General features: G+C 64.3%; 25 protein-coding genes. 11 read left to right on the top strand and 14 right to left on the bottom strand.

Annotated features, from left to right (window positions below; translation table 11 throughout):
• Positions 1–17: 17 nt before the first annotated feature.
• From LB536_RS29615 to LB536_RS29605, 3 genes are all read right to left on the bottom strand, one after another.
• Positions 18–1,286 carry an ABC transporter substrate-binding protein gene (locus LB536_RS29615; protein WP_224598712.1) on the bottom strand — a complete coding sequence of 423 codons (1,269 nt, stop codon included), beginning with the start codon at positions 1,284–1,286 and terminating at the stop codon, positions 18–20.
• A gap of 139 nt (positions 1,287–1,425) precedes the next feature.
• Positions 1,426–1,914, bottom strand: a complete 489-nt coding sequence (locus LB536_RS29610) for a GNAT family N-acetyltransferase (RefSeq protein ID WP_224598709.1) — start codon at positions 1,912–1,914, stop codon at positions 1,426–1,428.
• Positions 1,915–1,919: 5 nt separating this feature from the next.
• A complete protein-coding gene (locus LB536_RS29605; RefSeq protein WP_224598705.1) occupies positions 1,920–2,858 on the bottom strand; it encodes a lytic transglycosylase domain-containing protein in 939 nt (312 codons plus the stop codon).
• 183 nt (positions 2,859–3,041) lie between these two features.
• Here LB536_RS29605 and LB536_RS29600 point away from each other — a divergent pair, with 183 nt between their 5' ends.
• Entirely contained in the window at positions 3,042–3,611 is a 570-nt protein-coding gene (locus LB536_RS29600; RefSeq protein ID WP_224598701.1) for a methylated-DNA--[protein]-cysteine S-methyltransferase, read from the top strand.
• 74 nt (positions 3,612–3,685) lie between these two features.
• Here the strand turns inward: LB536_RS29600 and LB536_RS29595 are convergent, their stop codons facing one another.
• Positions 3,686–4,012, bottom strand: a complete 327-nt coding sequence (locus LB536_RS29595; RefSeq protein WP_140759538.1) for a hypothetical protein — start codon at positions 4,010–4,012, stop codon at positions 3,686–3,688.
• 273 nt (positions 4,013–4,285) lie between these two features.
• Here LB536_RS29595 and LB536_RS29590 point away from each other — a divergent pair, with 273 nt between their 5' ends.
• Positions 4,286–4,498: a cold-shock protein gene (locus LB536_RS29590; RefSeq protein WP_015316174.1), complete on the top strand. Its 213-nt coding sequence runs from the start codon at positions 4,286–4,288 to the stop codon at positions 4,496–4,498.
• Positions 4,499–4,919: 421 nt separating this feature from the next.
• Here the strand turns inward: LB536_RS29590 and LB536_RS29585 are convergent, their stop codons facing one another.
• The 3 genes from LB536_RS29585 to LB536_RS29575 all read right to left on the bottom strand — a co-directional run bounded on the left by LB536_RS29585 (position 4,920) and on the right by LB536_RS29575 (position 7,353).
• Positions 4,920–5,525 (bottom strand): glutathione S-transferase family protein, encoded by a 606-nt coding sequence (locus LB536_RS29585; RefSeq protein WP_224598698.1) that lies wholly within the window; start codon positions 5,523–5,525, stop codon positions 4,920–4,922.
• Between the two features lie 83 nt (positions 5,526–5,608).
• A complete protein-coding gene (locus tag LB536_RS29580; protein WP_140810315.1) occupies positions 5,609–6,463 on the bottom strand; it encodes an EAL domain-containing protein in 855 nt (284 codons plus the stop codon).
• Positions 6,460–7,353 carry an EAL domain-containing protein gene (locus LB536_RS29575; protein ID WP_224598735.1) on the bottom strand — a complete coding sequence of 298 codons (894 nt, stop codon included), beginning with the start codon at positions 7,351–7,353 and terminating at the stop codon, positions 6,460–6,462. The genes LB536_RS29580 and LB536_RS29575 overlap by 4 nt, the downstream gene beginning before the upstream one ends.
• Positions 7,354–7,569: 216 nt before the next feature.
• Here LB536_RS29575 and LB536_RS29570 point away from each other — a divergent pair, with 216 nt between their 5' ends.
• Positions 7,570–8,772 carry a pyridoxal phosphate-dependent aminotransferase gene (locus tag LB536_RS29570; protein ID WP_224598696.1) on the top strand — a complete coding sequence of 401 codons (1,203 nt, stop codon included), beginning with the start codon at positions 7,570–7,572 and terminating at the stop codon, positions 8,770–8,772.
• 78 nt (positions 8,773–8,850) lie between these two features.
• On the opposite strand, the gene LB536_RS29565 is transcribed toward LB536_RS29570, so the two are convergent.
• Complete coding sequence (locus LB536_RS29565) at positions 8,851–9,246, bottom strand: cupin domain-containing protein (RefSeq protein WP_224598693.1); 396 nt, start codon at positions 9,244–9,246, stop codon at positions 8,851–8,853.
• A 238-nt stretch (positions 9,247–9,484) separates the two neighbouring features.
• Here LB536_RS29565 and LB536_RS29560 point away from each other — a divergent pair, with 238 nt between their 5' ends.
• The 3 genes from LB536_RS29560 (at position 9,485) to LB536_RS29550 (ending at position 14,501) form a co-directional block, all read left to right on the top strand.
• Positions 9,485–11,014: a putative bifunctional diguanylate cyclase/phosphodiesterase gene (locus tag LB536_RS29560; protein ID WP_224598690.1), complete on the top strand. Its 1,530-nt coding sequence runs from the start codon at positions 9,485–9,487 to the stop codon at positions 11,012–11,014.
• Between the two features lie 191 nt (positions 11,015–11,205).
• Complete coding sequence (locus LB536_RS29555) at positions 11,206–13,257, top strand: elongation factor G (RefSeq protein ID WP_224598688.1); 2,052 nt, start codon at positions 11,206–11,208, stop codon at positions 13,255–13,257.
• Positions 13,258–14,003: 746 nt separating this feature from the next.
• The gene (locus LB536_RS29550; protein ID WP_140759515.1) at positions 14,004–14,501 is read left to right on the top strand and encodes a methyltransferase family protein; all 498 of its coding nucleotides are present in this window, start codon (positions 14,004–14,006) and stop codon (positions 14,499–14,501) included.
• A gap of 21 nt (positions 14,502–14,522) precedes the next feature.
• Here LB536_RS29550 and LB536_RS29545 read toward each other — a convergent pair whose 3' ends face one another.
• Together LB536_RS29545 and trxB are read right to left on the bottom strand one after the other, a co-directional pair.
• Entirely contained in the window at positions 14,523–15,419 is an 897-nt protein-coding gene (locus LB536_RS29545) for a LysR family transcriptional regulator (protein WP_127873461.1), read from the bottom strand.
• Positions 15,420–15,510: 91 nt separating this feature from the next.
• Positions 15,511–16,485 (bottom strand): thioredoxin-disulfide reductase, encoded by a 975-nt coding sequence (gene trxB / locus LB536_RS29540; RefSeq protein WP_140759512.1) that lies wholly within the window; start codon positions 16,483–16,485, stop codon positions 15,511–15,513.
• Positions 16,486–16,734: 249 nt separating this feature from the next.
• On the opposite strand from trxB, the gene LB536_RS29535 reads away from it, so the two are divergent.
• Together LB536_RS29535 and LB536_RS29530 are read left to right on the top strand one after the other, a co-directional pair.
• Positions 16,735–17,214: an Lrp/AsnC family transcriptional regulator gene (locus LB536_RS29535; RefSeq protein ID WP_023770207.1), complete on the top strand. Its 480-nt coding sequence runs from the start codon at positions 16,735–16,737 to the stop codon at positions 17,212–17,214.
• Positions 17,215–17,462: 248 nt separating this feature from the next.
• Positions 17,463–18,257 carry a glycosyltransferase family 2 protein gene (locus tag LB536_RS29530; protein ID WP_224598686.1) on the top strand — a complete coding sequence of 265 codons (795 nt, stop codon included), beginning with the start codon at positions 17,463–17,465 and terminating at the stop codon, positions 18,255–18,257.
• A 3-nt stretch (positions 18,258–18,260) separates the two neighbouring features.
• On the opposite strand, the gene gmhB is transcribed toward LB536_RS29530, so the two are convergent.
• The 4 genes from gmhB to LB536_RS29510 form a co-directional block, all read right to left on the bottom strand.
• The gene (gene gmhB, locus LB536_RS29525; protein WP_224598684.1) at positions 18,261–18,902 is read right to left on the bottom strand and encodes a D-glycero-beta-D-manno-heptose 1,7-bisphosphate 7-phosphatase; all 642 of its coding nucleotides are present in this window, start codon (positions 18,900–18,902) and stop codon (positions 18,261–18,263) included.
• Positions 18,895–19,467: an SIS domain-containing protein gene (locus LB536_RS29520; RefSeq protein WP_224598682.1), complete on the bottom strand. Its 573-nt coding sequence runs from the start codon at positions 19,465–19,467 to the stop codon at positions 18,895–18,897. The genes gmhB and LB536_RS29520 overlap by 8 nt, the downstream gene beginning before the upstream one ends.
• Before the next feature lie 7 nt (positions 19,468–19,474).
• Positions 19,475–20,968: a D-glycero-beta-D-manno-heptose-7-phosphate kinase gene (rfaE1, locus tag LB536_RS29515; protein WP_224598679.1), complete on the bottom strand. Its 1,494-nt coding sequence runs from the start codon at positions 20,966–20,968 to the stop codon at positions 19,475–19,477.
• 136 nt (positions 20,969–21,104) lie between these two features.
• Entirely contained in the window at positions 21,105–21,737 is a 633-nt protein-coding gene (locus tag LB536_RS29510) for a LysE family translocator (RefSeq protein WP_224598678.1), read from the bottom strand.
• A gap of 313 nt (positions 21,738–22,050) precedes the next feature.
• Between LB536_RS29510 and rfaD the strand changes: the two genes are divergently transcribed.
• From rfaD to waaC, 3 genes are read left to right on the top strand one after another with little or no spacing between them, the layout of a single operon-like run.
• On the top strand, positions 22,051–23,001 hold the full coding sequence (gene rfaD / locus LB536_RS29505) for an ADP-glyceromanno-heptose 6-epimerase (protein ID WP_140759495.1): 951 nt from the start codon (positions 22,051–22,053) through the stop codon (positions 22,999–23,001).
• Positions 22,974–23,981, top strand: a complete 1,008-nt coding sequence (gene waaF / locus LB536_RS29500) for a lipopolysaccharide heptosyltransferase II (RefSeq protein WP_224598676.1) — start codon at positions 22,974–22,976, stop codon at positions 23,979–23,981. Before rfaD ends, waaF begins: the two co-directional genes overlap by 28 nt.
• Positions 23,978–24,958 (top strand): lipopolysaccharide heptosyltransferase I, encoded by a 981-nt coding sequence (gene waaC / locus LB536_RS29495; RefSeq protein WP_224598672.1) that lies wholly within the window; start codon positions 23,978–23,980, stop codon positions 24,956–24,958. The genes waaF and waaC overlap by 4 nt, the downstream gene beginning before the upstream one ends.
• The last annotated feature ends 257 nt before the right edge of the window (positions 24,959–25,215 follow it).

Below are 25,215 nucleotides of genomic sequence, written 5' to 3'. Positions count from 1 at the left end.
GTCAGCCGGTTGCGCGCTCACCAGCCCTTGCCCTTCAGCCTGGTGAGCGTTGCTTCGAGGTCGGCCAGATTGTCGGCGGCGCTGCCCTCGCCGGACAAGGTCTTGTGCACGGCGTTCCAGAACTGGCTCGACGCCTCGTTGTACTTGTTCCGGGTCACCGCCGAGGGCCGTGGCTCGGCATTGAGGAAGACCTCCTTCCAGTGCGGAATGATCGGCTGTTGCCGGGCGATGTCGGCATCGTCATAGAGCGCCTGGATGGTCGGCAGGTTGGCGGTCTTGAGCGTGCGGTATTTCTGCATTGCGGGCGAGGCGATGAACTTGACCAGTTCGATCGCCGCATCCGGGTGCTTGGAATATTTCGAGACCGCAAGGTTCCAGCCGCCCAGCGTTGCCGCCGGCCGGGCGCCCTCGCCCGTGCCGGCCGGCAGCGGCGCGACGTCGAACTTGTCCTTGATCGGCGACCCCTGGCTGTTGCCCAGCGCATAGGCATAGGGCCAGTTGCGCATGAAGACGGCATTGCCGGTCTGCCACACGCCGCGCGATTCCTCTTCCTGGTAGGCGAGCACGCCGGGCGGCGCGATGGTGCCGATCCAGGCCTTGGCCATGTCGAGCGCGGCCGCCGCCCGGGCGTTGTTGATGGAAATAGTGCCATCCGGCTCGACGATATGGCCGCCGCCGTTCGAGACCACCCATTCGAACGCGTCGCAGGTCAGCCCTTCATAGGCGTTGCCCTGGAAGACGAAGCCCCAGATATCCCTGTTGCCCGCGGCCCGCTCCTTGTCCATCACCAGCCGGGCTGTGTCGCCCAGCTCCTTCCAGGTGGCCGGGACCTTGGCGCCGTATTTGTCGAGCAGATCCTTGCGGTAGTAGAGCGCCGGCGCATCGGTGAAGATCGGCAGCGCCACCAGCCTGCCGTCGACCGTCTGCGACTGGATGATCGACGGGAAATGCTTGCCCACGACATCCCTGGTCGCCGCGGTCAGGTCGACGAACTGGCTGGCGAGTTGCGGCGCCCAGATGACGTCGGTCTGGTAGATGTCGACGTCGCTGTTGCCCGCGGCGAGCCACAACCTGTACTGACCGAACTGATCGGTCCCGGATGACGGCATGGCGACGATGGTGACCTTGTCGCCGCTCTCTTTCTCATAGCGGTCGAGGATCTCGCGCAGCACCTTGAGGCCGTTGCCGGTGTCACCCGACACGATCGACAGCTCGACCGCGCTCGCCTGACCCGCCGCGAGCAGGACAGCTACGCTCAACGCCAGCAATGCGTGGAAAACCTTCATCGCGGTGGATCTCCCTTGGCCGGCGGCGCACAGCCCCGACAGCCGGTCAGACCCCACCGTTCATTGAATGCGGAGCCGCGCTTTGGGTTCCCGAACAGCCATCTCCGGTGGCGATGGCGGCACCGATCGACGTCGCCAGTCAGCCTTCCCAGGCGACGGGCCTCATGCCCAGCCGCTCGTAGAGCCGCACGGCGGCGGCGTTCTCGAGCGTATTGGTCTTGAGGTCGACATGGGTGGCACCCCGGTCGCGGAAAATGGCGAAGGCGTGCCACATCAGCGCCTCGCCAACGCCCTTGCCGCGCGCCTCTGGATGAACGGCCAGATCCTTGACGAACGCCGAGGTCCAGCACAGTGCCGCCGCTGCCAGCCGGCCCTTGGCGTCGATGACGAGGAAACACAGCGCCGGGTCGAATTCGGGGTCTTCGGAAATGCGCGGCCACCATTCGTCGAAAGGGCCGTCAGTGCCATCGTCGAACACTTCGCCCAGCAACGCATGCAGGGGCAGCGCGTCGCCGCGCTCAAACAAGCGCATGACGAAGCCGTCCGGCCAGTGCGGTGGAACGAGCGTCTCGTCGAGGATCTTGCGCAGCCGGATGTCGTTTGGAGCCGGCGGACGCGGTTCGGGCATCGCGCTCAGGCGTCGGGCTGAAGACGCCCGCGCTTGCGGTCGACGCCGAGGCCGGTCGCCTCGAGCAGGCCCTTGCGCTTGGCGTCGAAATAGTAGCCAGTCTGGTAGAGCCAGTCGGCCTTCTTGGCGTTGCCGTTCGACACCAGCCAGGCGCCACGCAGATATTTGACCGCGTATTTGAGGTTGGTCTCGGCGTCGAACAGCCCCTTGGCCGGCCCGTCATAGCCCATGCCGCGCGCCGTCGCGTGCTTGATCTGCATCAGCCCCCAATGGCCGTTGTTGTAGGCCTTGGGATTGTAGGTGCTTTCGCGATTGACGACATGGCGCACCAGATCCACCGGGACCTGATAGAAGGCGGCGTACTTGACGATCAGCCGGTCGACGTCGCCGCGCATGCCGGTCGCATGCTGTTCTTCTGCCGGCTCCACCGGCGCCGACGGGAACTGCACCAGGGCAGCCGGGTTCTGCGGCACGACGTAAGCCACCTGCTGCACGCCGGGCATTTTCTGGCCGCCCTTGGCAACCGCCGGCACGATGAGCCCGGCGGTCGTATAGGTCGCCGCCGACTGGATCGGCTGGCCGGCTTTCGCCGGGGCCGGCGCCTGCCAGGCATTGGCGGTCATCACGGCGGGCACGGCCGGCGCCGCGGGCGTTGTCCCGGCAAAGGCGGCGGTTGCCGCGGCCGGCTGGACCGCGGGATCCAGCGCCGGGGTGGCCGCGCCGGGGGTCAACTCAGCCGTCTGGACGGGCGCGATTCCGGAGGATTGCGGCAGCACCGAAACCGTCTCCGGCAGCGGCACGGTGAAGCCGGCATCGCTGCCTGCCGTGGTCGCGGTTTCGGTCAGCGACGGCGCGGCTTTCATCTGCGAGGTCGAGGTGCAGCCGCTGATGCCGGCAGCCGCCACGATCACGCCGATGGCGATAAGGGTTTGTTTTGCTGGCAAGCCGCGTTCGGAGTCCGGTTTGTCGGGGTCGTTAAGATTTCCCTTACACCAGCGATTCTTGGGTAGCAATCGGGGCCATCTGGTGGTTTTCGGGTGGCGGGACGCAGGCAGCGATGCCATATTGTTCCTGATATGTACCGGCGGGAATCCCGGATTCCGCCGCTTTGCGGAAAGGAGAGCATCATGGAAACGACATCTTCGATCACAGCCGGCCACGCAGTGTTAGAAACAGTGATCGGTTTCATGGGCATCGCCTGGAGCGAAAAGGGCCTGATCCGGCTCTGCCTGCCCGAACGCAGCCGCGAAGTGGTGGAGCGGCGGCTGATGCGCCATGCCGGCGTTTCCGCCTCCACGGCCCAGCCGTCATGGGTGGTCGAGTTGATCGCCTCGATCAAGGCCTATGCCGCGGGCGAGGACGTCGATTTCACCGGCTTTCCCGTCGATCTCGACGGCATCGACGATTTCCGCCTCGCCATCTACGACGCGGCACGAAAACTGAGCTATGGCGAAACCACCACCTATGGCGAACTCGCCAAGCGCGCCGGCCATGCCGGCCTGCCGCGCGAAACCGGTGCGGCCCTTGGCGCCAATCCGGTGCCGCTGGTCATCCCGTGCCACCGCATCCTTGCCGCCGGCGGCAAGATCGGCGGCTTCTCGGCGCCCGGAGGCTCGGTCACCAAGGAAAAGATGCTGGCCATGGAAGGCGTGCGCATCGGCCCGCCGCCGCCAGCGCAGGTGTCCTTCGGCTTTTGAGAGCAGTTCCAGGAACCGTTCCCGGATGTGTCGAGTTTCAGGTCGGGCCGGCATCACCTGAATATCGGCACGCCCTAATGGCGCCGGATGAACCTATGCCTGAAACGCTCATTGTCCGGCCGCTTGCAGATATAGACCGGGCAGGACCTGGTGTCGGCGCTCGGCACATAGGCGCGCGTCCTCACCTCGCCCATGGTGCAGAACTGCTGGCTCTGCACATAGCGGTCGTAGAGCGGCAGCCCCGGCACCCGCGTCGACTGATAGCGCAGGATGACCGCACCTTGACCCGCGATCGTCGACTGGACCTTGCCGCAACTCATGCGCGTCGGGTCGTAGCGCGAGATCGCCTGCGCCTGGGCGGCCACCAGCGTGAGGCAGGCGGCAAGCAGGATGGTTTTCATGGTCCTCTCCCGTCGATCCGCCGCCCGAGGACGGCGGATCTCGCGTCACGGTTTCACCAGATTGGGGCGGCCGTTGGGCGGCTTAGATCACGGCTTTTTCACGCAGTCTTGTTTTTTGTGCGAAAGCAGCCTATATCAGCCCCATTGATATTTCGGCCGATCGATCCGGGCCTCGCGATCTTCGCGTTTGCTGACGTCTATCTCCAAAATCTCGATGCACACCGGCTGGACCTCGGTCCGGTCATACCAAAGCAAATGTGAAGGACTATTTTTATGGCAACTGGAACGGTCAAGTGGTTCAACGCCACCAAGGGCTTCGGCTTCATCCAGCCTGACAGCGGCGGCGCGGACGTTTTCGTCCACATCTCGGCTGTCGAGCGCGCTGGACTGTCGACCCTGGTCGAAGGCCAGAAGATCAACTTCGAGATCGAGCAGGACCGCCGCACTGGCAAGTCGTCCGCTGGTTCTCTGAGCAAGGCAGCCTGATTTTGAAAATGGCGCGCGCCGGACGAGAGTTCGGGGCGCGCGGCAAGTCACGGATGTACTGACGGTCGCGCGAGAAGCGCGCCGGAGTGGAAAGAGCCGACAAGCTGGAACAGCGGATAGCTGCCAGCCCGGACCGGACGCTCCCGATCAGGCTACCGAAATGGGAAGGCGGGATTTATCCCGCCTTTTTATTTGTCTGGATTTTGACGCTGACGATTGGCGAAATCGGCCACACAGCGTCCTTCTCCCCGTCACTATACGGGGAGAAGTGCCCGGCAGGGCGATGAGCGGCAGCGCGAGGCGCCCCCGAGATTATCCATCGCAAAGCTAACACGATAACAACCGAGGCTGGCGCCGCCCCTCATCTGGCTGCCGCCATCTTCTCCCCGTGAAACGGGGAGAAGGACGCTGTGTCGCCCGCCTACCCCACCCACCCGATCGGCACATGCCCCGGGTCCGCCTCCACGCGGCCGAGCCAGGCGACCACCGCGGGATAGGCGTCGAGTTGGAAGCCGCCCTGCTCCGCCGTGTGCGTGTAGGCATAGAGCGCGATGTCGGCGATGCTGAACGCACCGGCGAAGAAGTCGTTGTTTTCCAGATATTTGTTCATGACGCCAAGCGCCTTGTTGCCGCGCTCCAGCGTCGCCGCCAACCGTTCCGGCGTGGCATCCGCGGCGCGTTCGGGAAAGGTCAGCAGCGCCTTGCGCACGGCGATATAGGGCTCGTGGCTGTACTGCTCGAAGAACAGCCACTGATAGGCGAGCCCGCGCTCGTATCTGTCCGCCGGCAGCAGGCGCGTGCCTTCGGCGAGATAGAGCAGAATGGCGTTGGATTCTGCCAGCCGCCGGCCGTCGTCCAGTTCCAGCAGCGGCACCATGGCGTTGGGGTTCTTGGCTACGAAATCGGCCTTGCGCGTATCGCCGGTGTGCGAACTCACCTCGACAGTGGTGAAGGCGAGGCCGAGCTTGGCCATCAGCAGCCGCGGCTTGTAGCAATTGCCGCTGTCGATCATGCTATAAAGTATCATTGTGGTTCCCCGGAGCGCTGCTTCTGCGGGCGGATTATCGCAGCGGCGCCATCCTCAACCAGTGATTTCTTTTGGCGCGACCATCAACGCCGCTTATGCAACGGCACGACCTTGTTGTCGAAGCCCAGCAGCGCATCGACCGCAAGCGGCTCTTCGTTGAAGATGGTGCCGGCAAGCGCCGGACGCCCGAGAAGAAAACCCTGCAGCAAATCGACCCCGCCTTCGAGCGCGACACGCAGGTGGGTGGGCTGCTCGATCCCCTCGACCAGAACCTTGGCGCCGCGGTCGTGCAGGCTGGACACCAGCGGGCGGAAGAAGCGTTCCGCGGCGGCGTGGCGGCAGAATTCCGCGAACCAGCCGCCATCGATCTTGACGATGTCGGGCTGGAGCAGACCCACCCGCTCCACGGTCGAATGGCCGGTCCCGAAATCGTCGATGGCGATGCGGATGCCGTCGCGCCGCATTTCACGCACCAACCTTGCCAGCAGCGCATCGTCCGCCGCCTGTTCGGTGATTTCACAGACCAGCATGGCGGGCGCCAGGCCGAGCTCGTCGAGATGCCGGCTCATCAGCCGTATCTCGGCCAGCGCCCGCCCAGCATGGTTGTTGACCAGCGGATTGTAGTTGAAGAACAGGTCGAGCCCGTCGACCCCGATGTTGTGGAAATTCCTGAGATGCAGCACGCGGCACATGGTTTCGACGAACAGCCGGTCCGAGGCCGCGACGCTGTCGAAGAACATTCGCGGCGATCCCGGCCGGCCGGCGCGGTGCTGCTCGATCAGGCCTTCGACGGCCACCGGGTGCAAGCTGCCGCCGAGCGGGGCGTAGATCGGCTGGTAGGCGCTGCGCAGGCGGAAGTCGCCATGGACGCCGTATTCGATGCCGATCTCGTCGACGAAGATCGCATCGTCAATGGTGCGTCGCCGCTCGACACTCATGGCGCGATCCTGCGCCCAAACGCCTTTGCAGGTCGCCCCGTGCGCGGCGCAACAGCGGCGGCGGCAGCATGGCTTGCGGCGGGGGCAGGTTCCGGACTGCCCTTTGCGAAAACACGGAAACTTGTCGGCGCCAGTTCGGGACGGGCCAGCACGTACCCCTGGACCATCGAGGCGCCCGATCTCTCGGCCAGCTCCAATTGCCAGCCTTCCTCGATACCCTCGAACACGGTGCGGACGCCCTGGTCCTCGAAGCTCCTCACCATGGATGTCAGCAGCGCGAAACCAGCACCCGATTCCATCAATTGGGTGATCCAGTGCGCATCGAACTTGACGATGTCTGGGCTCAGCTCCTTGACGCGGGTGATGTCGGAATCGTCGGCACCATAGTCGTCGACGGCGATCCGGAAGCCGTTGGCTCTGAGCGCGGCGACGAAGCCGTGCAGAGTTTCCTGCGATGCCGATCTCTGCTCCGTCACCTCGCACACGACGCGGCCCGGATCGATACCGGCCTCGTGCAATACCAGCCGCATGTCACGCAAGGCGTTGTCGACGATCGATCGCTCGGTGAAGACCGAGGGATCGAAATTGACGAAGACCGATGCCTCCCGCGGCAGGCAGGCGCCGGCATTGAGCAGATGCAGTGTCCTGGTCAGCGCTTCGACGTGCAGGCGGTCGGCCGCCGGACATGTCGAGAAGAAGGTCATCGGCGATTGCGGCTCGCCGTCGCGAAACGGGCGGATCAGCCCTTCGAAGGCGGTGACCGACAGCTTGCCCTCGTTGAAGGCAAAGATCGGCTGGAAGGCGCTTTGCAGCGTATAAATGCCCCAGACACCGCTCGAGGTGCCGTCATCATGACGGATGATATGGGCAAGTCCGATGCTGCGCGACAAGGGTTCCTCGCTCCGCGACTGGGCGGAATTGGATTTCGATCCTGCCACGCAAGCCTCTACCGCCAGTTAATGAACTTTCTTTTGCCGATCACGCCTCATTGACCACGCCGTCCCACCTGGCCCAGCCGACAAGGCTTGCACTGACGGGAATGTTGCGACATGAGAAGCGCCGCGGCCGCTCCTGGCCGCGCCGATCCTTTGGAGAGACAAAAGGTCATGGCCTTTCTTGCCGACACCCTTTCCCGCGTTAAGCCTTCCGCCACCATCGCGGTGACGCAGAAAGCCCGCGAGTTGAAAAATGCCGGCCGTGACATTATCGGCCTTGGCGCCGGCGAACCGGATTTCGACACGCCCGACAACATCAAGAATGCGGCGATCGAGGCCATTCGCCGTGGCGAGACCAAATACCCGCCGGTTTCGGGCATCGTGCCGCTGCGCGAGGCGATAGCGAAGAAGTTCAAGCGCGAGAACAATCTCGACTACAAGCCCGAGCAGACCATCGTCGGCACCGGCGGCAAGCAGATCCTGTTCAACGCCTTCATGGCGACGCTGAACCCCGGCGACGAGGTCATCATCCCCCGTCCCTACTGGGTCAGCTATCCCGAAATGGTGGCGATCTGCGGCGGCACGTCGGTGTTTGCCGACACCTCGATCGACAACGGCTTCAAACTGACCCCTGAGGTGCTGGAAAAGGCGATCACGCCGAAGACCAAATGGCTCTTGATGAACTCGCCGTCGAACCCGTCGGGCGCGGCCTACACACAAGGCGAATTGCGCGCGCTGGCCGACGTGCTGTTGAAGCATCCGCAGGTCTGGACGCTGACCGACGACATGTACGAGCACCTGACCTATGGCGACTTCGTCTTCAAGACCATCGCCGAGGTCGAGCCGAAGCTCTACGAGCGCACGCTGACCATGAACGGCGTGTCGAAAGCCTATGCCATGACCGGCTGGCGCATCGGCTATGCCGCGGGTCCCGTCCAGCTGATCAAGGCGATGGACATGATCCAGGGCCAGCAGACCTCCGGCGCCTGCACGATCGCGCAATGGGCTTCCGTCGAGGCGCTCAACGGCCCGCAGGACTTCATCGCCAGGAACAAGGCGATCTTTCAAGGCAGGCGCGACCTCGTCGTCTCGATGCTCAACCAGGCGCGCGGCATCACCTGCCCGTCGCCGGAAGGCGCTTTCTATGTCTATCCGTCCTGCGCCCAGCTGATCGGCAGGAAGACCAAGGCCGGCAAGGTGATCGACACCGACGAGACCTTCTGCTCGGAACTGCTCGAGGCCGAGGGCGTCGCGGTGGTGTTCGGCTCGGCCTTCGGCCTCGGACCCAACTTCCGCATCTCCTACGCCACCTCGGAGACACTGCTGGAGGAAGCCTGCACCCGCATCCAGCGCTTCACGGCATCGCTGACCTGATCAGGTAAGTCCGAAATCAAACCCGGCGTCACCGCTGTCAGGCGTTACCGCCGGGTTTTGTCAATCCAGGCTCGGCACTCAGCCGCCATATTGCGTCGGCGTCACCGCTTCGAGCCAGTCGGCATGGATGCCGTCGAGCGCCTCCTGCATGGCGATGTGCGTCATCGCCGATTTCGGCGCCGCGCCGTGCCAATGCTTCTCGCCGGGCGCGAATGAGACGACGTCACCGGCCCTTATCTCCTGGACCGGGCGGCCCCATGTCTGGACCAGCCCGGCGCCGGAAGTGACATAGAGTGTCTGGCCGAGCGGATGCGTGTGCCAATGGGTGCGCGCACCGGGCTCGAAACTGACCAGCGTGGCCCTGAGCCGCGCCGGCGCCTCCGTGTCGATGATCGGCGTCTGCAGAACCCGGCCGGTGAAGTATTTGTCCGGTGCTATGATGGTCGGCACGCTGCCGCAAGCAATGATCTTCATCGTCTGTCCCTGGAACCGCCAGCAGCCGGCGAGACGCCGGCCCGTTTGAATGAACTGCATTCTCGGCCCGGACTGACCTGGACGCAACCGGCCCTTGTCATCTCGCTTTGACGAAGGCCTGATCTTTCTCTTAACCATGAACCTCGCGCGCTCGGGACGCAGCGCGAAATGCCGGCGAATTCAATGTCTTCTTAACGGCTGCCCACTAGCCGTGAGCCTGCATTGCGGGGGCTGGCGGATGAGCATACTGGCGACGATCAAGGACCACAGCGGCCGGATCTATCGCGGTATCCAGTCACTGCTTGTGATCAGCATCGGCGCAGCAGTGCTTGGGGCTTTCGACGTCTCGCGAAACCTGTCCGCCGGCAGTGCCTTCGCCATCTTGATCCTGGCCACGAGCCTCGCCTTGCTGGCATTGATGTACATGCGCAGCAGCGTCGTCCATCGCCTCCAGTCGGCCGCCGCCGCCGAGGCCGAGAAACATCATTTCCTCACCAGGGATGCGATGACCGGCGCGATGACGAGACGCTATTTCCTCGAGGCGCTGCACGAAAGCCTGGGCACCATGCGCGACAGGCGCGAGGCGGCCTTGCTCTTGATCGACCTCGACCATTTCAAGCAGTTGAACGACACGTTCGGACACCAATTCGGCGACCTCACGCTGACGCATCTGGTCAAGACCTCGGAACGCATCTTTGCCGGCGCCATGGTCGGACGCCTCGGCGGCGACGAATTCGGTATCATCATTCCGCATGGCGACCTGGCCGCCATCAACAAGGATGTCAGGCAATTGCTGGATGCCATGCGCGCCGGCAAATCGCATGAAGGCAAGACCATTCCGCTCTCCATCTCGGTCGGCGTGGCACTGGCGCCGGCCCATGCCTCGAACACGACGGAACTGATGCTGGTTGCCGATCTGGCGCTTTATGAAAGCAAGGCGGCGGGCCGAGGCCGCGTCACCGTCTTCGACGAGGAGATGCTGTCCGACAAGCGCTACCGTCGTCTGGTCGAACGGGAATTGCGCGCCGCGGTCTATCTGGGCGAACTCGAATTGCATTATCAGCCGATCGTCAGCCCGGATGGTTCCCGCCACGCGCTCGAGGGGCTGATCCGCTGGCGCCATCCGGTTCGCGGACTGATCGCACCGTCCGAGTTCATAGCGATCGCCGAACGCTCGACGCTGATCGACATGCTCGGCGAATGGGCGTTCAAGCGGGCCTGTGCCGATATCGGTCATTTCCCGGGCCACCGTATCTCGATCAACGTCTCCGGCGAGCAGCTCAAGCGCGACGAGATCGTCACCATGTGCGACCGCGTGCTTAGGGAAGCCGGCCGGTCGGCGTCACAGTTCATCATCGAGATCACCGAGACCGTGGCGACCGCCGCCACGCCCGAGATCCTGCGGCGTCTCGAAGCGTTGCGCGGCCTCGGCTTTCACATCGCCCTCGACGATTTCGGCACCGGCCATTGCGGCTTCAACTATCTCAAGACCTTGCCCATCGACATCATCAAGATCGATCGCTCCTACATCCGCGCCCTCGCCCATGACCAGGTGGCGCAGATCTTCGTCTCGGCGCTGGCGCAGATCGCGCGCATCCAGCACGTCACCATCGTGGCGGAGGGCGTGGAGACGGCGGAGGAATTCGCTCTCGCCAAGGCGGCCGGCTGCAACCGTTTCCAGGGCTATTTCTTCGGCAGGCCGGCGCCGCGCGACAAGCTCGCACTGCTTGCCGGCCGCTCGGTCGAACCGCTCGCGCTCAGCGCCTGAGCCGGCCAGCCGCGCGGCTTCCTATTTTTCTTGCCCTCCAGGCAAACAAGTGGGACGATAATCGGGGCAGGTCGAAACAGACCCGCCCGCGACGGTCGAACAGGCCGGCCGCCGCTCAGGACCGATTGACCTTGGCCTGAACCATGAATGCCAGTCGGTCCCCAGGAAAAACGCCTGAGTGGAGGTCAGTCATGGGTAATCGCGCCGGAGGACGACGCACGGGACCGAAATGCATTGCCATAGTCGGTCCCTTCGCAAGCGGTAAGACGACACTTCTCGAAGCCATTTTGGCCCGTACGGGCGCCATCCCCCGCCAGAACCCGGTTTCCTCCGGCAATACCGTTTCAGATCATTCGCCCGAGGCCCGCGCCCACGCCATGAGCGTCGAGGCGTCGATCGCCACCACCGAATTCATGGGCGAGCAGTTCACCTTCATCGACTGCCCCGGCTCGATCGAATTCTCCTTCGAGGCCGAACCGGTGCTGGCCGCCTGCGATGTCGCTGTGGTCGTGGCCGAGGCGGACGAAAAGAAGATCCCTGCCCTCCAGCTCATCATGCGCAAGCTCGACGACCTCGGCGTGCCGCGCATTCTGTTTCTCAACAAGGTCGACAAGGCGATCACTGGCGTGCGCGACACGCTGAAGATGCTGCAGCCGACAAGCGCGGCGCCGCTGCTTCTGCGTCAGATCCCGCTGCGCAAGGACGGCGTCGTCATCGGCTCGATCGATCTGGCGCTGGAGCGCGCCTACATCTACCGCGAATATGCCGAGAGCGAGGTGGCCGAGATACCGGGCGACGACAAGGCGCGCGAACTGGAGGCGCGCTTCTCCATGCTGGAGACCCTGGCCGACCATGACGACCAACTGATGGAGCAGTTGCTCGAGGAGATCGAACCGCCCAAGGACGCGATCTTCGACGATCTCGCCGCCGATCTGCGCGACGGCGCTGTGACGCCGGTGCTGATCGGCACCGCCGAGAAAGGCAATGGCGTGCTGCGCCTCTTGAAGACGATCCGCCACGACGCGCCCGACATCGAGGCCACCCGCAAGCGGCTCGGCGCCCCGGACGGCAACGCGACGGTGGTCCAGGTGATGAAGACCATCCACACGCCGCATGGCGGCAAGCTGTCGGTGTCGCGCATCCTGTCGGGCCAGGTTGCCGACGGCTCGGAGCTGTGGCTGCCCGGCGGCGACACCGCCAAGGTTTCCGGCATCTACAGGATGCTGGGCAAGGACCAGGTCAAGCTGACGGGCGCCAGGGTCGGCGACACCGTGGCGCTCGGCAAGCTGGACGCGGTCAAGACCGGCCAGACGCTGACTTCGGCCAAGGGCGGGACCAAACAGCTCTTCGATGTCGAGCCGCCGCAGCCGGTCTTCGCCTTCGCGCTGCGCCCCAAGGAGCGCAAGGACGAGGTCAAGATGTCGGCGGCCATCCAGCGCCTGGCCGAGGAAGACCCCTCGCTCAGCCTGCGCCACAACCAGGACTCGGCCGAGACCGTGCTGTCGGGTCATGGCGAGATGCATCTGCGCGTCGTGCGCGAGCGGCTTGAGGGCAAGAACCAGATCCCGGTCGAAGGTCATGCACCGGCGGTGCCCTATCGCGAGACGATCCGCAAACCGGTGCAGCAGCGTGGCCGTCACAAGAAACAGTCGGGCGGCCACGGCCAGTTCGGCGATGTGGTGATCGAGATCAAGCCGCTGCCGCGCGGCTCCGGCTTCCAGTTCACCGACACCATCACCGGTGGCGTCGTGCCCAAGACCTACATCCAGTCAGTCGAGACAGGCATACGCGATTACCTCAAGTCAGGCCCGCTCGGCTTCCCCGTTGTCGACGTCGCGGTCAACCTGTCGGACGGCTCCTACCATGCGGTCGATTCCTCCGACATGGCCTTCCAGATGGCGGCCAAGCTCGCCATGAAGGAAGGCATGGCCGCCTGCTCGCCGGTGCTTCTGGAGCCGGTGATGAAGGTCGAGATCGTCACTCCGTCGGACACGACGTCGAAGATCATCGCGCTGATCCCGCAGCGGCGCGGCCAGATCCTGGGCTATGACGCGCGGCCCGGCTGGCCTGGATGGGATGTCGTCGAGGCGACCATGCCGCAGGCCGAGATCGGTGATCTGATCATCGAGCTGCGGTCGGCCACGTCAGGCGTTGCCAGCTATCGCGCCGCTTTCGACCATATGGCCGAGCTGACTGGCCGTCTCGCCGACGAGGCGATGAACGCCAACGGCAAGGCCGCCTGATTTCGCCCGGTGGCCGATTTGGAATGCGTGTGAAGCGCCCCTCGAACGATCGAGGGGGCAAAAACCAAAAAACGACGCCCGGGGGGCCGGACGTCGTTTGTTTTGCGGACCGTTTTCTTGGGAGGAAAAACGGCAGGTCCGCCGCATGTAAGGTCGCCGCGCTTCGACGGGAAAAGGTTCGGACGCGGTAGCCGCCTGAGCCCGGGTCGTCCGAGTGATGCCCCCATCTCCCGTCCGAACCACACCGCGTCCTATGATCCATTTAGCAGATGGAGGGTGTCCTTGTCATGTTACCAGAGGTTACATGACACGGTTACGCGGCAGTTCTGGTGAATTTTCCAGCCATCCCCCGTGGCACGCAGGCAACAAAAAAGCCGGATCAACGAAGATCCGGCTGAGTTTGATTGGAAGTGCCTGTTAAGGCTAACCTCCAGAGGGGAACACTCGAGGACGCTAATGGGAGGAGAACGCGTCCAGGAGATGATCTATATATGTGCTCATCATGCCCAAGAAACAAGCATCTATTTTGCAACACACGCATGCAAAAAGGCACAGGCTGTGGTCCAACCCGCTCCAGGAGCCAATAGGACCAGCAGAATCGTGAAAATGAAGCGCGCTTTCGCGTCATTGTCGCCCCCGAAAACGCCAATCCCGGCCGATTCTGCTCCCAAAATTCCGAAAACATTGATGATGTGTAATGAGGCAGCAGTGGTTTAATTCAAAGGCAGTCACGCGGGGATCAACCGATGCGTAGGTTTTCGGCGATTGCCGGCAGCGGCATTTTCCTGGTTGCGGCTCCCGGAGTGGTCGCCGGGCTGGTTCCCTGGCTGCTCAGCGATCGCTGGGGCCTGCCATGGTCGATGGTACCCGGCCTTGTCCTCGCCGGCGGCGTGCTCATCGTCGCCGCTGCCGCCGTGCTGCTGCATGCCTTCGCCCGCTTCGCGCTGGAAGGGCTGGGCACGCCCGCCCCCGTCGCACCGACCGAAAGGCTGGTGATCGGCGGCATTTACCGCCATGTCCGCAATCCCATGTATGTCGCCGTGCTGTCGATCATTCTCGGCCAGGCGCTGTTGTTCTCGAGCTGGTCGATCGCCGCCTATGCGGCAATCGCGGCGGCTGCCATGATCACCTTCGTCAAGCTCTATGAGGAGCCGACGCTCGCCGGCCGCTATGGCGCCGAATACGAAGCCTACCGCCGCAACGTGCCGGGCTGGCTGCCGCGGATTAGGCCCTGGAAAGGATAGGCTCGCGGAGCTGACCTTGGATCAGAAGGACCAGCTTCTGGCCTTGGCGATGATGAAGTCGCGGAACACGTGCAGCTTGGCCTGGTTCTTCATCGCGTCGGGATAGGCGAAATAGGTGTCGAAGGACGGCACCTCGGTTTCCGGCAGCAGCTGCACCAGGCCGGAATCCTTGCTGATCACATAGTCCGGTAGCATGGCGATGCCGGCGCCGCCCTGCACGGCGCGCTTGATCGACAGGATGTCATTGATCTGCAGTGTCGGCACGCGCCGGCCGCTCTCGAAATCACCGACCGTCTCCAGCCAGTTCAACTCCGACAGATGCGACGGCACCGGCAGGCCGAAGGTGACGATGCGATGGCTTCTCAACTCTGCGATCGAGCCCGGCTTGCCGTACTTGGCGACATAGGACGGGGCGGCGTAGAGGTGGAAATGCACGGTGAACAGGCGGCGCTGGATCAGGTCCGGCTGCTGCGGCTGGCGCAGCCGGATGGCGCAATCGGCCTGGCGCATGGTGAGGTCGAGCTCCTCATTGGCGAGGATCAGCTGCAGGCTGATTTCGGGATAGAGTTCGATGAACTCCTGCACCCGCTCGGTCAGCCAGCCGGCGCCGAGGCCGACGGTCGTCGTTACCCTGAGCACGCCTGACGGCCGGTCCTTGGTCTCGGTCAGCCGCGACTTGATGGTTTCCAGCTTCATCAGCACGTCATGCGCCGTGCGGAACAGCATCTCGCCCTGTTCGGTCAGCACCAGGCCGCGTGCATGGCGGTTGAACAGCGGCACGCCGACATCATGTTCAAGCGCGCTGACCTGCCTCGATATCGCCGATTGCGACAGATGCAGGGTCTCGGCCGCATGCGTAAACGACCCCGCTTCCGCCGCAGCGTGAAACACGCGTAGCTTGTCCCAGTCCAACGCCATGATTTCCCCTCGTTACGGTTGGCGTCTGAATGAAAAATCGGGCTTTTACACGGCGTTTCCAAGCCGTTTTTTCAACAGTCTTGCGAGCCGCCTATTCCGCTGCCTCGCGATGCACCTCGATGCCGGCCAGATACTTTTCCGCCTCGAGCGCGGCCATGCAGCCCAGCCCCGCCGCCGTCACCGCCTGGCGGTAGATATCGTCGGTAACGTCGCCGGCGGCGAACACGCCAGGCACGTCGGTGCGCGTCGAATCCGGCGCTGTCCACAGATAGCCGTTCGGCTTCTGCTTCAGCTTGCCGGCGAACAGCTCGACCGCGGGCGCATGGCCGATGGCCACGAAGACGCCGTCGATCTTGAGATGGCTCTCGGCGCCGGTCACGGCATGCCTGAGCTTCAGCCCTTCGACCGAAGGCGGCAGCGGTGCCTTGCCCGGACGCCCGGTGATCTCGTCGACGATCGTGTCCCAGATAACGCGGACATTGTCCTTCTTCAATAGCCGCTCGCGCAGGATGCGCTCGGCACGGAAGTCCGAGCGCCTGTGGATGACGGTGACACTCTTGGCGAGGTTGGACAGATAGAGCGCCTCCTCCACCGCCGAATTGCCGCCACCGACCACCGCGACATCCTTGCCGCGATAGAAGAAGCCGTCGCAGGTGGCGCAGGCGGAAACGCCGAAGCCCATGAAGTCCTGCTCGGTCGGAATGCCCAGCCACTTGGCCTGCGCGCCGGTGGCGATGATCAGCGCATCGGCCGTGTAGGTCGTGCCAGAATCGCCCTTGGCGCGGAACGGCCGCACATTGAGGTCGACCTCGGTGATGATGTCGTTGATGATGTCGGTGCCAACATGCTCGGCCTGCTTGAGCATCTGCTCCATCAGCCACGGCCCCTGGATCGGATCGGCGAAGCCGGGATAGTTTTCGACATCCGTGGTGATCATCAGCTGCCCGCCCTGCTGCAGGCCGGCGACGAGCATCGGCTTCAGCATCGCACGCGCGGCATAGACCGCCGCCGTATAGCCGGCCGGACCGGAACCGATGATGAGAACGGGCGCATGCTTGGTGATCATTTGGAGCCTCTGCGGGGCGGACACGAGTGTGCCAAAGACGTGGAAATATCGCGCTTAATGTAAGGGCTGCCAGCCACGCCAGCAAGACGAACGCGCCGTCGTCCCCGGAAAGCTTCGACCCATGCGGATATTCGCGCGTCGAGCGCTTTCGTTACCTCCCCTAAAATCGCGTCGACGAGGGCTGGCTTCGACACAAAAGTCGTTTAATTACAAAATCGCGAAAGATTCTTGCGCCGAGCTGAGACAGCCATGCCCCTGAAAGCCGACCTCGACGCCATCGACTGGAAGATCCTGCGCGAGCTTCAGTCGGACGGGCGCATGACCAATGTCGAACTCTCGAACCGCGTCGGCATTTCGGCACCGCCCTGCTTGCGCCGGGTCAAGCGGCTGGAGGAGGCCGGCATCATCCGTGGCTATCGCGCGCTGCTCAACGCGCCGGCGCTCGGCCTCGATGTCGTCGCCTTTTGCCTGGTCGGGCTGCATCACCAGGCAGATGCCGAACTGCGCATCTTCGCCGAGCGCACGCGCGGCTGGCCGATCGTACGCGATGCCTGGATGGTGTCGGGCGAGTCAGACTTTCTGCTGCATTGCGTGGCAAGCGATCTCGGCGCCTTCCAGACCTTCGTCATCGAGGAACTGACCTCGACGCCGAACGTCGATACCGTGCGCACCGCGCTCACCATTCGTCGGGTCAAGGACGAAGGCCTGGTCTCGTTCGAGCGCTCCTGAGTCTGGGTGAGCGCCCGTGCGCCGACGAATTCCTGACGTTCGCCATACCGGCGCCGCGTTGGTATTCGAAAGACGCTGATATACAAGGCTGAACGGCTCTGCCGGACTTCACTGCTTGACTGGGCGCTTGACTGGTTTCTCAAGCAACTCCAGGAAAAAATGTGTAACGGTTTTCCGCCCGGAATTGCTTGAGAACAGATGGCACGAGCAACATGAGTTCCGGGAGTATCCGCCATGGGAAGGGGACCATGACCCGTTTTGCGAGCCCGGTCTCGGCGCTCATCATCTGCGTGAACGAGGCCGACATGATCGGCCCGTGCCTGGAGAGCATCGATTTCTGCGCCGAGATCATCATCGTCGATTCCGGCTCGACGGATGGCACCGTCGAATGCATTGAAAGCTATATCGCCAAGGGCTATCCGATAACGCTGCTGCACAATGACTGGCCGGGGTTCCCCCGCCAGCGGCAATTCGCGCTCGACCGTGCCAACCAGCCCTGGTGCCTCTCGATCGACCCGGACGAGCGTGTCGACGACCGGTTGCGGCAGTCGATCGTGGCCATCACCCAGGCGGCCGGCGGCAAGGCCGGCGGGTGGTACATGCGTCGCCGCGACTGGCTGAAGGGCTACGGCTATGCCCATCGCTGGGTGCTGCACAACAGGCTGCTCAGGCTTTTCCGTAGGGAAGGCGCCACCATGGATCTGACCGCGCGGGTCCATGAATCCGTTCGCGTGCCGGGCGAGACCGACACGATCGAAGAGGGTGTCTTGCTGCATCGCCGTGAAATATCGGTCGAGGAGGATCTTGCCCGGGCCAACGCCTATTCCAGCCTCAAGGCGGTGACGCTGGTCGAGAAAGGCAAGAAGCCCGGCCTGGTGCGGCTGGTGCTGTCGCCGTTCGGCAACTTCCTCAAATTCTACCTGGCCAAGCGCTACTTCCTGTGCGGCCGCCATGGCTTCGTCTACTCGATGTCGGTGATGATCTATTCCTTCGCCACCGAGGCCAAGCTCTACGAAGCCTCGGAGCGCAACGACCAGGCGTAAGCCCTACGATCCGAGTGCGTCGATGGCAGCGAGCAGGCCGCCGAGATCGTGGTCGTCATGCAAGCGCCTGATAGCGAAGCCAGGCTGAAGTGCCGCCTCACCGTCAACCAGCCAGCCCTGTGCCAGAGCCGCGCGTTGGCCCGCCTGCATGTCGGCCAGCTTGTCGCCGACCATCAGGGAGCGCCGGAGATCGAGATCAAGACGCCTGCCCGCCTCGATCAGCATGCCCGGATTGGGCTTGCGCATCGGATGGTCCGCCATGGCGAGCGGCCCGACGCCCGCCTCGTGATAGGCGCAGGCCAGCACCATGTCGACGGACACCCCCTGCCCGTCCAGCAGCTCCAGCACGCGGGCGTTCACCTTGGCGAAAACATCCCAGCCGAAATAGCCGCGCGCGATGCCGGACTGATTGGTGATCACGACGACCGGGATTCCGGCCCGGTTGGCGGCGGCGATCGCCGGCAGCATCTGCGGCCTGAGCTCGATCTCGGCCGGATCGCTGGGATAGTCGGTATCGACATTGATAGTGCCGTCGCGGTCCAGGAACAGCGCCGGTGAGCGCACGGGAAAAATCCTTCCGCCGACCTGCTCCACCCACAGGCCCGGTTCTGTCAGTGGGTGCGGCTTCCCGATCCTGTCAGCCATTCGACAGGCGCGCTTCGACCACTTCGCACAGATGGTGATAGAGGCACAGATGCCCCTGCTGGATGATCGGCGTCGAGGTCGAAGGCACGTTGAGCAGGATGTCGCAGAGCGGCTTGAGCTTGCCGCCGCTCTCGCCGGTCAGGCCGATCACGGTCATGTCCATCATGCGCGCCTGTTCCGCGGCGGCCAGAATGCTCGGCGAATTGCCGCTGGTCGAGATCGCCAACAGCACGCCGCCGGCCGAGCCATGCGCTTCGACCTGGCGCGAAAACACCGTGTCGAAACCATAATCATTGCCCCAGGCGGTCAGCACCGCAGCATTGGCCGGCAGCGCGATGACATTGTAGGCCTTGCGCTCCTTGAGGAAGCGCCCGACCAGTTCGCCGGCGATGTGAATGGCGTCGCTGGCCGAGCCGCCATTGCCGGCGATCAGGAAGGCCTTGCCCGACGAAAGCGCCGTCACGACGGTGCGCGCCGCCCGCTCCATCTCGCCGGTCAGGTCGCGCTCGACCATAGCGGATATGGCGGCCGCCGAGCGGACCAGATAGTCGTTCAGTTCAGACATGAAACCCTCAATTGGTGCTGCCGCCCGCCCGCATTTTGCCGATGGTGCTGGTGGTGCTCTTTCCGGCGACGAGATCGACCAGCACGACGCGCCCGCCCGCCTTCTGCACCACATCGGCACCGACCACGGTGTCGATCGTGTAGTCGGCGCCCTTGACCAGTATGTCGGGCAGAAGCGCTTCGATCAGCGCCAGCGGCGTGTCCTCCTCGAACACCACCACGGCGTCGACCGAGGCGAGCGCGGCGAGCACGCAGGCGCGATCATGCTGGTCGTTGACCGGGCGGCCCGGCCCTTTCAGTCGGCGCACGGAAGCATCGCTGTTGAGGCCGAGCACCAGCCGGTCGCACTGGCTGCGCGCCGCGTGCAGCAGGCTGACATGGCCGGCATGCAGGATGTCGAAACAACCATTGGTGAAGCCGACGCTCAGCCCCTCCGCCTTCCATGCCGCCACCATGCGCGCGGCCGAGGCCGCGTCGAGGATGGCGTCCTTGTGCGCGGTCGGACCATGCGAGCGGAACAGCGCACCGGCGAGTTCCTCGACGCTCAGCCGCGCGGTGCCGCGCTTGCCCACCACGACGCCGCCGGCGGCGTTGGCGATGGAGGCCGCGGCGACAGGATCGGCGCCGGCGGCAAGCGCCAGCGCGAAGGTCGCGATCACCGTGTCGCCGGCGCCCGAAACGTCGAACACCTCGCGCGCCTGGGTGGCGATGTGGCGTGCCTCATCGGGGCCGACCACGCTCATGCCCTTTTCGCTGCGTGTGGCGACGACGAAGTCGAAGCCGTGCGCCGAAATCAGTTCCCGCGCCGCCGCAACGATCTCGTCATCGGCGAACACCGCATGGCCGACGGCCTCGCCAAGCTCCTTGCGGTTGGGCGTGACGGCGGTCGCACCCGCATAGCGCGCATAGTCGCGGCCCTTCGGGTCGACCAGCACCGGCTTTCCCGCCTCGCGGCAGATGGCGATCAGTTCGGCGGCGACGCCGTCCAGCAATATGCCCTTGCCGTAATCGGACAAGATGACGATGTCCGCCTGGTTCAATGCGTCCCGGAAACGGCGGATCAGCTCCGCCCGTTCCGCCTCGCCGAGCGGCTTGATCTCCTCCTCGTCGAAACGCAGCACCTGCTGGTTGAGCGCGCTGAAGCGGCTCTTCGACGAGGTCATGCGGCCGCGCTGCTGCACAAGCCCAGCCGTGTCGGCGCCGAGCTCGCCCAGCATCCGCGCCAGGCTGTCGCCGGCGGCATCGGCGCCGATCACCGAGACCGGAATGGAGCGCGCGCCAAGCGAGACGATGTTGGCCACGACATTGCCGGCGCCACCCATCGCCGAAGTCTCGCCGCGCCCGTGCAGCACCGGGATCGGCGCTTCCGGCGAGATCCGCTCGATGACGCCATTGACGAAGCGGTCGAGGATGATGTCGCCGACCACCAGCACGGCGACGTCGCCGAAGCGCGCGATGGCGCGGTGCAGTGGCTCGGGAGAAGGCGGATTGTGATTGATCATGTCATCTGCCACGCGCGGGAAACGCCGATCTCAGATAGGTCGAAACACCAGATTTGCGAGGCCGGCCGGTCATGCCTGCCGATATACCGCAATTCGGCACAGCGCAACGCCGGGGGCGGAGGCAAACCCTGACAGGTCAGGTTTTCTGCAGGGCGACATGGACGCCAAGTCCGACCAGCACCGCGCCGCCGGCCCGCTGCATCAGGCGCTGCGCCCGGCTCGAACGCCGCAGCCGGCCGATCACCAGGCCGGCCAGGAACACGCAGACGATGTCGGCCGAGGAGAACATCAGGTTGACTGTCGTGCCCAACACCACGAACTGCAGCCAGACCGGCAAGGCCGCCGAGGCATCGATGAACTGAGGCAGGAACGCCATGAAGAAGATCGCGGTCTTGGGGTTGAGCACCTCGACGGTGATGCTCTCGAAAAACGCCCGGCGGGCCGATTTGCGCTCGATCGTGGGCAGAGCCACGTCGCCCTCGACGCGCTTGCGAAACAGCGAGACACCGAGCCAGATCAGGTAAAGCGCGCCGACCAGCTTGACCGTCATGTAGAGCGGCGGCACGGCGTGGAACAGCACGGACAGGCCGGCGGCAGCGGCAAAGACATGCACATAGCCGCCGAGATGGATGCCAAGTGCCGCCGTCAGCCCCGACCAGCGCCCCCGCGCCATGGTCTGCGCGGCGGCGTAAAGCATGGCCGGACCTGGAATATAGGCGAAGATCGCCGTGGTGGCGAAGAACGCGATCAGCAGTTCGGTCGACGGCATTTCTTGTCCCCTTGTGATCCCGTCGGCGGCGAACCGACAGAAGCGGCAGCTTTGCGGCGCCACTGTGACGCCTGTCTCGCCGCCAGGCAATCGCTGAGATTTCGCTCCATCACCTTCTTACAGGCATTGGCGCTGCCCCTCATCGCCCTGCCGGGCACTTCTCCCCGTATAGGGACGGGCAGAGGATGCCGGCAGGCAGGTGAGGGGCAGCGCCAACTTCGGTGCTCTACATCACGGCTATGCCACCTGCTTTGTCGACAGCCCGACCAGCCTCCCTTATAAGGACCGGAATCGCACGCAACCAGAGGCCTTCATGATCATCGTCACGGGCGGCGCCGGCATGATCGGCTCCAACATCGTCGCCGCGCTCAACGCCGAAGGCCATGACGACATCCTGGTCGTCGACGACCTCACCGACGGTCACAAGATCGCCAACTTGGCCGATTTGACGATAGCCGACTATCTCGACAAGGACGATTTCCTGGCCCGCATGGAGGCCGGCTCGCTCGGCCGCATCGAGGCGGTCTTCCACCAGGGCGCCTGCTCGACCACCACCGAGTGGAACGGCAGGTTCATGATGGAGGTGAATTACGCCTATTCGAAACGGCTGCTGCATGCCTGCCAGGCGTTGCGCGTGCCCTTCCTCTACGCCTCCTCCGCTTCGGTCTATGGCGGCGGCGCCGAATTTCGCGAGGAGCCGGCGCTGGAACGGCCGCTCAACGTCTACGCCTATTCCAAGAAACTCTTCGACGATTATGTCAGGCGCACGATCTTCGACAGCGATCATTCGCAGGTCGCGGGGCTGCGCTACTTCAATGTCTATGGCCCGCGCGAGGCGCATAAGGGGGCCATGGCCTCGGTCGCCTTCCATCTGTTCAACCAGGTCGAGCGCGGCGAAAATCCGAAACTGTTCGGCGCTTATGATGGTTTCGGGCCGGGCGAACAGAGCCGCGACTTCATCCATGTCGGCGACGTCGCCGACGTCAATCTATGGCTATGGAAGCGTGGCGCGAGCGGCATCTTCAACTGCGGCACCGGCCGCGCCCAGCCGTTCCGGGCCATCGCCGAAACGGTCATCGACACGCTAGGCAAGGGCGAGATCGAGTTCATACCCTTCCCCGACCATCTCAAGGGCAGCTACCAGAGTTTTACCCAGGCTGATATGTCCCGCTTGCGCGCGGCCGGCTATAACGGGCAATTCCGCACAGTAGAAACCGGCGTCAGAGACTATGTCGAATGGCTGAAAGCCCAACGATCCTCGTGATCGGCCCACGCTGGGTGGGCGATATGGTGATGGCGCAGTGCCTGTTCTCGGCGCTGAAGGAACTCCATCCAAACGCCGCGATCGATGTGCTGGCGCCGGTCTGGGCGGCACCGCTGGTCAAGCGCATGCCCGAAATCCGCCAGCAGATCGATTTTCCGCTGCAGCCCGGCGCGCTCGAATTCAGCCATCGCCGCCGCTTCGGCCGCCTGCTGCGCGGCCGCTACGACATGGCTTACATCCTGCCGGGCAGCTGGAAGTCGGCGCTGATCCCGTTCTTTGCCCGCATTCCGCGCCGTTTCGGCAATCTGCGCGAATTGCGCTATGGCCTTTTGACCGACATCGTGCCGCTGCCCGATGCCGTGAAACGGCGCACCGCTCAGGCCTATTTCGGGCTCGCCCAGGGCGGCAGTTTCCGCGCGCCCCGGCTGACCGTGGAGCAGAAAAACCAGGCCGCCCTGCTCGACCGCTTCGGTCTGGCGCCGCGGGAATTCGTGGCCCTCATGCCCGGCGCCGAGTTCGGCCCTGCCAAGCGCTGGCCAAGTGAAAGCTATGCCGGCCTTGCCCGCGAATTCATGGGCAAAGGCTTGAAGGTCGCCCTGTTCGGTTCGAAGAACGACCGCGATGTGACGGCGGAGATCGCAGCCCTTGCCCCGGGCGTCGTCGACCTCGCCGGCCAGACGCGGCTGGAGGATGCCATCGACGTGATCGCGGCGGCCAGGCTCGCGGTCTCCAACGACAGCGGCCTGATGCATGTCGCGGCCGCCGTCGGCACGCCGATCGTTGCCGTCTATGGCTCGACCTCGCCTGAAAACACGCCGCCGCTGGCGGAGCGGCGCGAACTGGTCTGGCTCGGCCTGTCCTGTTCGCCCTGCCACCGGAAAATCTGTCCGCTCGGCCACCTCAACTGCCTGAAGACATTGGAAGTCCGGCAGGTCGCCGCAGCGGCCGACCGGCTGCTGGAACTTCCGGCCGCAGCATGAAGGTGCTGATCGTCAAGACCTCGTCGATGGGCGATGTCATCCACACCTTTCCGGCACTCGAGGATGCCCGCCGCGCACGGCCCGATATCGCTTTCGACTGGTGCGTCGAAGAGGCGTTCGCCGGCATTGTCGCCCTGCATCCGGCGATCGGCACCATCCACACGGTGGCGATAAGGCGCTGGCGAAAGAACCTTTTCGACATGAACACCTGGCGCGAGGCGGCGGCCTTGCGCCGTGCCTTGCGCGAATGCCGCTACGATCTCGTCATCGATGCACAGGGCCTGCTGAAATCGGCGCTGGTGGCACGGCAGGCGCGTGCGCCGATTGCCGGCTTCGACCGGTCGAGCGCGCGCGAACCCTCGGCCACGCTGTTCTACGACATCACCTCCGCCGTGCCGCGCGGCCTGCACGCCATCGAGCGGACAAGGCGGCTGTTCGGGCTGGCGCTCGGCTATCGGCCCGATCTTTCGACGCTCGACTCCGGCATCGTTGCGCCGGCGGGCACGATCGCGGCCAGCGACGGCAAAACCGCCTTCCTGCTGCACGGCACCAGCCGTGAGGACAAGAAATGGCCGGTCGAGGACTGGATCGAAACCGCCCGCCTGCTGGTCGAGCGCGGCATGACGCCGATCACCACCTGGTCGAACGAACGGGAGAAGGCGGTGGCCGAAGCGATCGCCGGGGCCGTGCCGTCCACGGTCGTGCTGCCGAAATCGCCGCTGGCCGACGTCGCCGCCATCCTCGGCCACTCGACGCTGGTCATCGGCGCCGATACGGGATTGACCCACCTCGCCAGCGCCTTCGGCCTGCCGACGGTGGCGGTATTTTTAGCGACGGAGCCGGGTTTGACCGGGCCGCGTGGGCAATATGCGTCGACGCTGCTGGCAGCGCCCGGCGCGCGTGTGATGCCTGAACAGGTGGTCGCGGAGGCGGAGCGACTTTTAGAGCTCAGCCGGATAAATACCGGGAAAGACTGACTTTTCGATCGAACGATTGGCAGGGCTGGCGCTGCCCCTCATCTGCCTGCCGGCATCTTCTCCCCGTATAGTGACGGGGAGAAGGGGCTGAAATACACGGTCGGCGCCAGCCACTGACAATTGGCGAAATCATCGGCGGCAGCCTCTTTCTCCCCGTCACTATACGGGGAGAAATGCCCCCTGTCCGAACCGGATAGATAGGTAACAGAATGGACCGATAGCATGGGTGACAGTTTTCTTGTCCGCCGGGAGGACCG

Origin of the sequence: Mesorhizobium sp. ES1-3, from assembly GCF_020164795.1 — a bacterium.
Lineage (GTDB): Bacteria > Pseudomonadota > Alphaproteobacteria > Rhizobiales > Rhizobiaceae > Mesorhizobium.
The sequence above is the reverse complement of the archived record's forward strand: the minus strand, read 5'-3'. Positions and strand labels throughout refer to the sequence as shown.

Coding starts and splice junctions, on each gene's coding strand:
- LB536_RS29615 (WP_224598712.1), bottom strand. CDS start 1,286: ATGAAGGTTTTCCACGCATTGCTGGCGTTGAGCGTAGCTGTCCTGCTC.
- LB536_RS29610 (WP_224598709.1), bottom strand. CDS start 1,914: ATGCCCGAACCGCGTCCGCCGGCTCCAAACGACATCCGGCTGCGCAAG.
- LB536_RS29600 (WP_224598701.1), top strand. CDS start 3,042: ATGGAAACGACATCTTCGATCACAGCCGGCCACGCAGTGTTAGAAACA.
- LB536_RS29595 (WP_140759538.1), bottom strand. CDS start 4,012: ATGAAAACCATCCTGCTTGCCGCCTGCCTCACGCTGGTGGCCGCCCAG.
- LB536_RS29590 (WP_015316174.1), top strand. CDS start 4,286: ATGGCAACTGGAACGGTCAAGTGGTTCAACGCCACCAAGGGCTTCGGC.
- LB536_RS29585 (WP_224598698.1), bottom strand. CDS start 5,525: ATGATACTTTATAGCATGATCGACAGCGGCAATTGCTACAAGCCGCGG.
- LB536_RS29580 (WP_140810315.1), bottom strand. CDS start 6,463: ATGAGTGTCGAGCGGCGACGCACCATTGACGATGCGATCTTCGTCGAC.
- LB536_RS29570 (WP_224598696.1), top strand. CDS start 7,570: ATGGCCTTTCTTGCCGACACCCTTTCCCGCGTTAAGCCTTCCGCCACC.
- LB536_RS29565 (WP_224598693.1), bottom strand. CDS start 9,246: ATGAAGATCATTGCTTGCGGCAGCGTGCCGACCATCATAGCACCGGAC.
- LB536_RS29560 (WP_224598690.1), top strand. CDS start 9,485: ATGAGCATACTGGCGACGATCAAGGACCACAGCGGCCGGATCTATCGC.
- LB536_RS29555 (WP_224598688.1), top strand. CDS start 11,206: ATGGGTAATCGCGCCGGAGGACGACGCACGGGACCGAAATGCATTGCC.
- LB536_RS29550 (WP_140759515.1), top strand. CDS start 14,004: ATGCGTAGGTTTTCGGCGATTGCCGGCAGCGGCATTTTCCTGGTTGCG.
- LB536_RS29545 (WP_127873461.1), bottom strand. CDS start 15,419: ATGGCGTTGGACTGGGACAAGCTACGCGTGTTTCACGCTGCGGCGGAA.
- trxB (WP_140759512.1), bottom strand. CDS start 16,485: ATGATCACCAAGCATGCGCCCGTTCTCATCATCGGTTCCGGTCCGGCC.
- LB536_RS29535 (WP_023770207.1), top strand. CDS start 16,735: ATGCCCCTGAAAGCCGACCTCGACGCCATCGACTGGAAGATCCTGCGC.
- LB536_RS29530 (WP_224598686.1), top strand. CDS start 17,463: ATGACCCGTTTTGCGAGCCCGGTCTCGGCGCTCATCATCTGCGTGAAC.
- gmhB (WP_224598684.1), bottom strand. CDS start 18,902: ATGGCTGACAGGATCGGGAAGCCGCACCCACTGACAGAACCGGGCCTG.
- LB536_RS29520 (WP_224598682.1), bottom strand. CDS start 19,467: ATGTCTGAACTGAACGACTATCTGGTCCGCTCGGCGGCCGCCATATCC.
- rfaE1 (WP_224598679.1), bottom strand. CDS start 20,968: ATGATCAATCACAATCCGCCTTCTCCCGAGCCACTGCACCGCGCCATC.
- LB536_RS29510 (WP_224598678.1), bottom strand. CDS start 21,737: ATGCCGTCGACCGAACTGCTGATCGCGTTCTTCGCCACCACGGCGATC.
- rfaD (WP_140759495.1), top strand. CDS start 22,051: ATGATCATCGTCACGGGCGGCGCCGGCATGATCGGCTCCAACATCGTC.
- waaF (WP_224598676.1), top strand. CDS start 22,974: ATGGCTGAAAGCCCAACGATCCTCGTGATCGGCCCACGCTGGGTGGGC.
- waaC (WP_224598672.1), top strand. CDS start 23,978: ATGAAGGTGCTGATCGTCAAGACCTCGTCGATGGGCGATGTCATCCAC.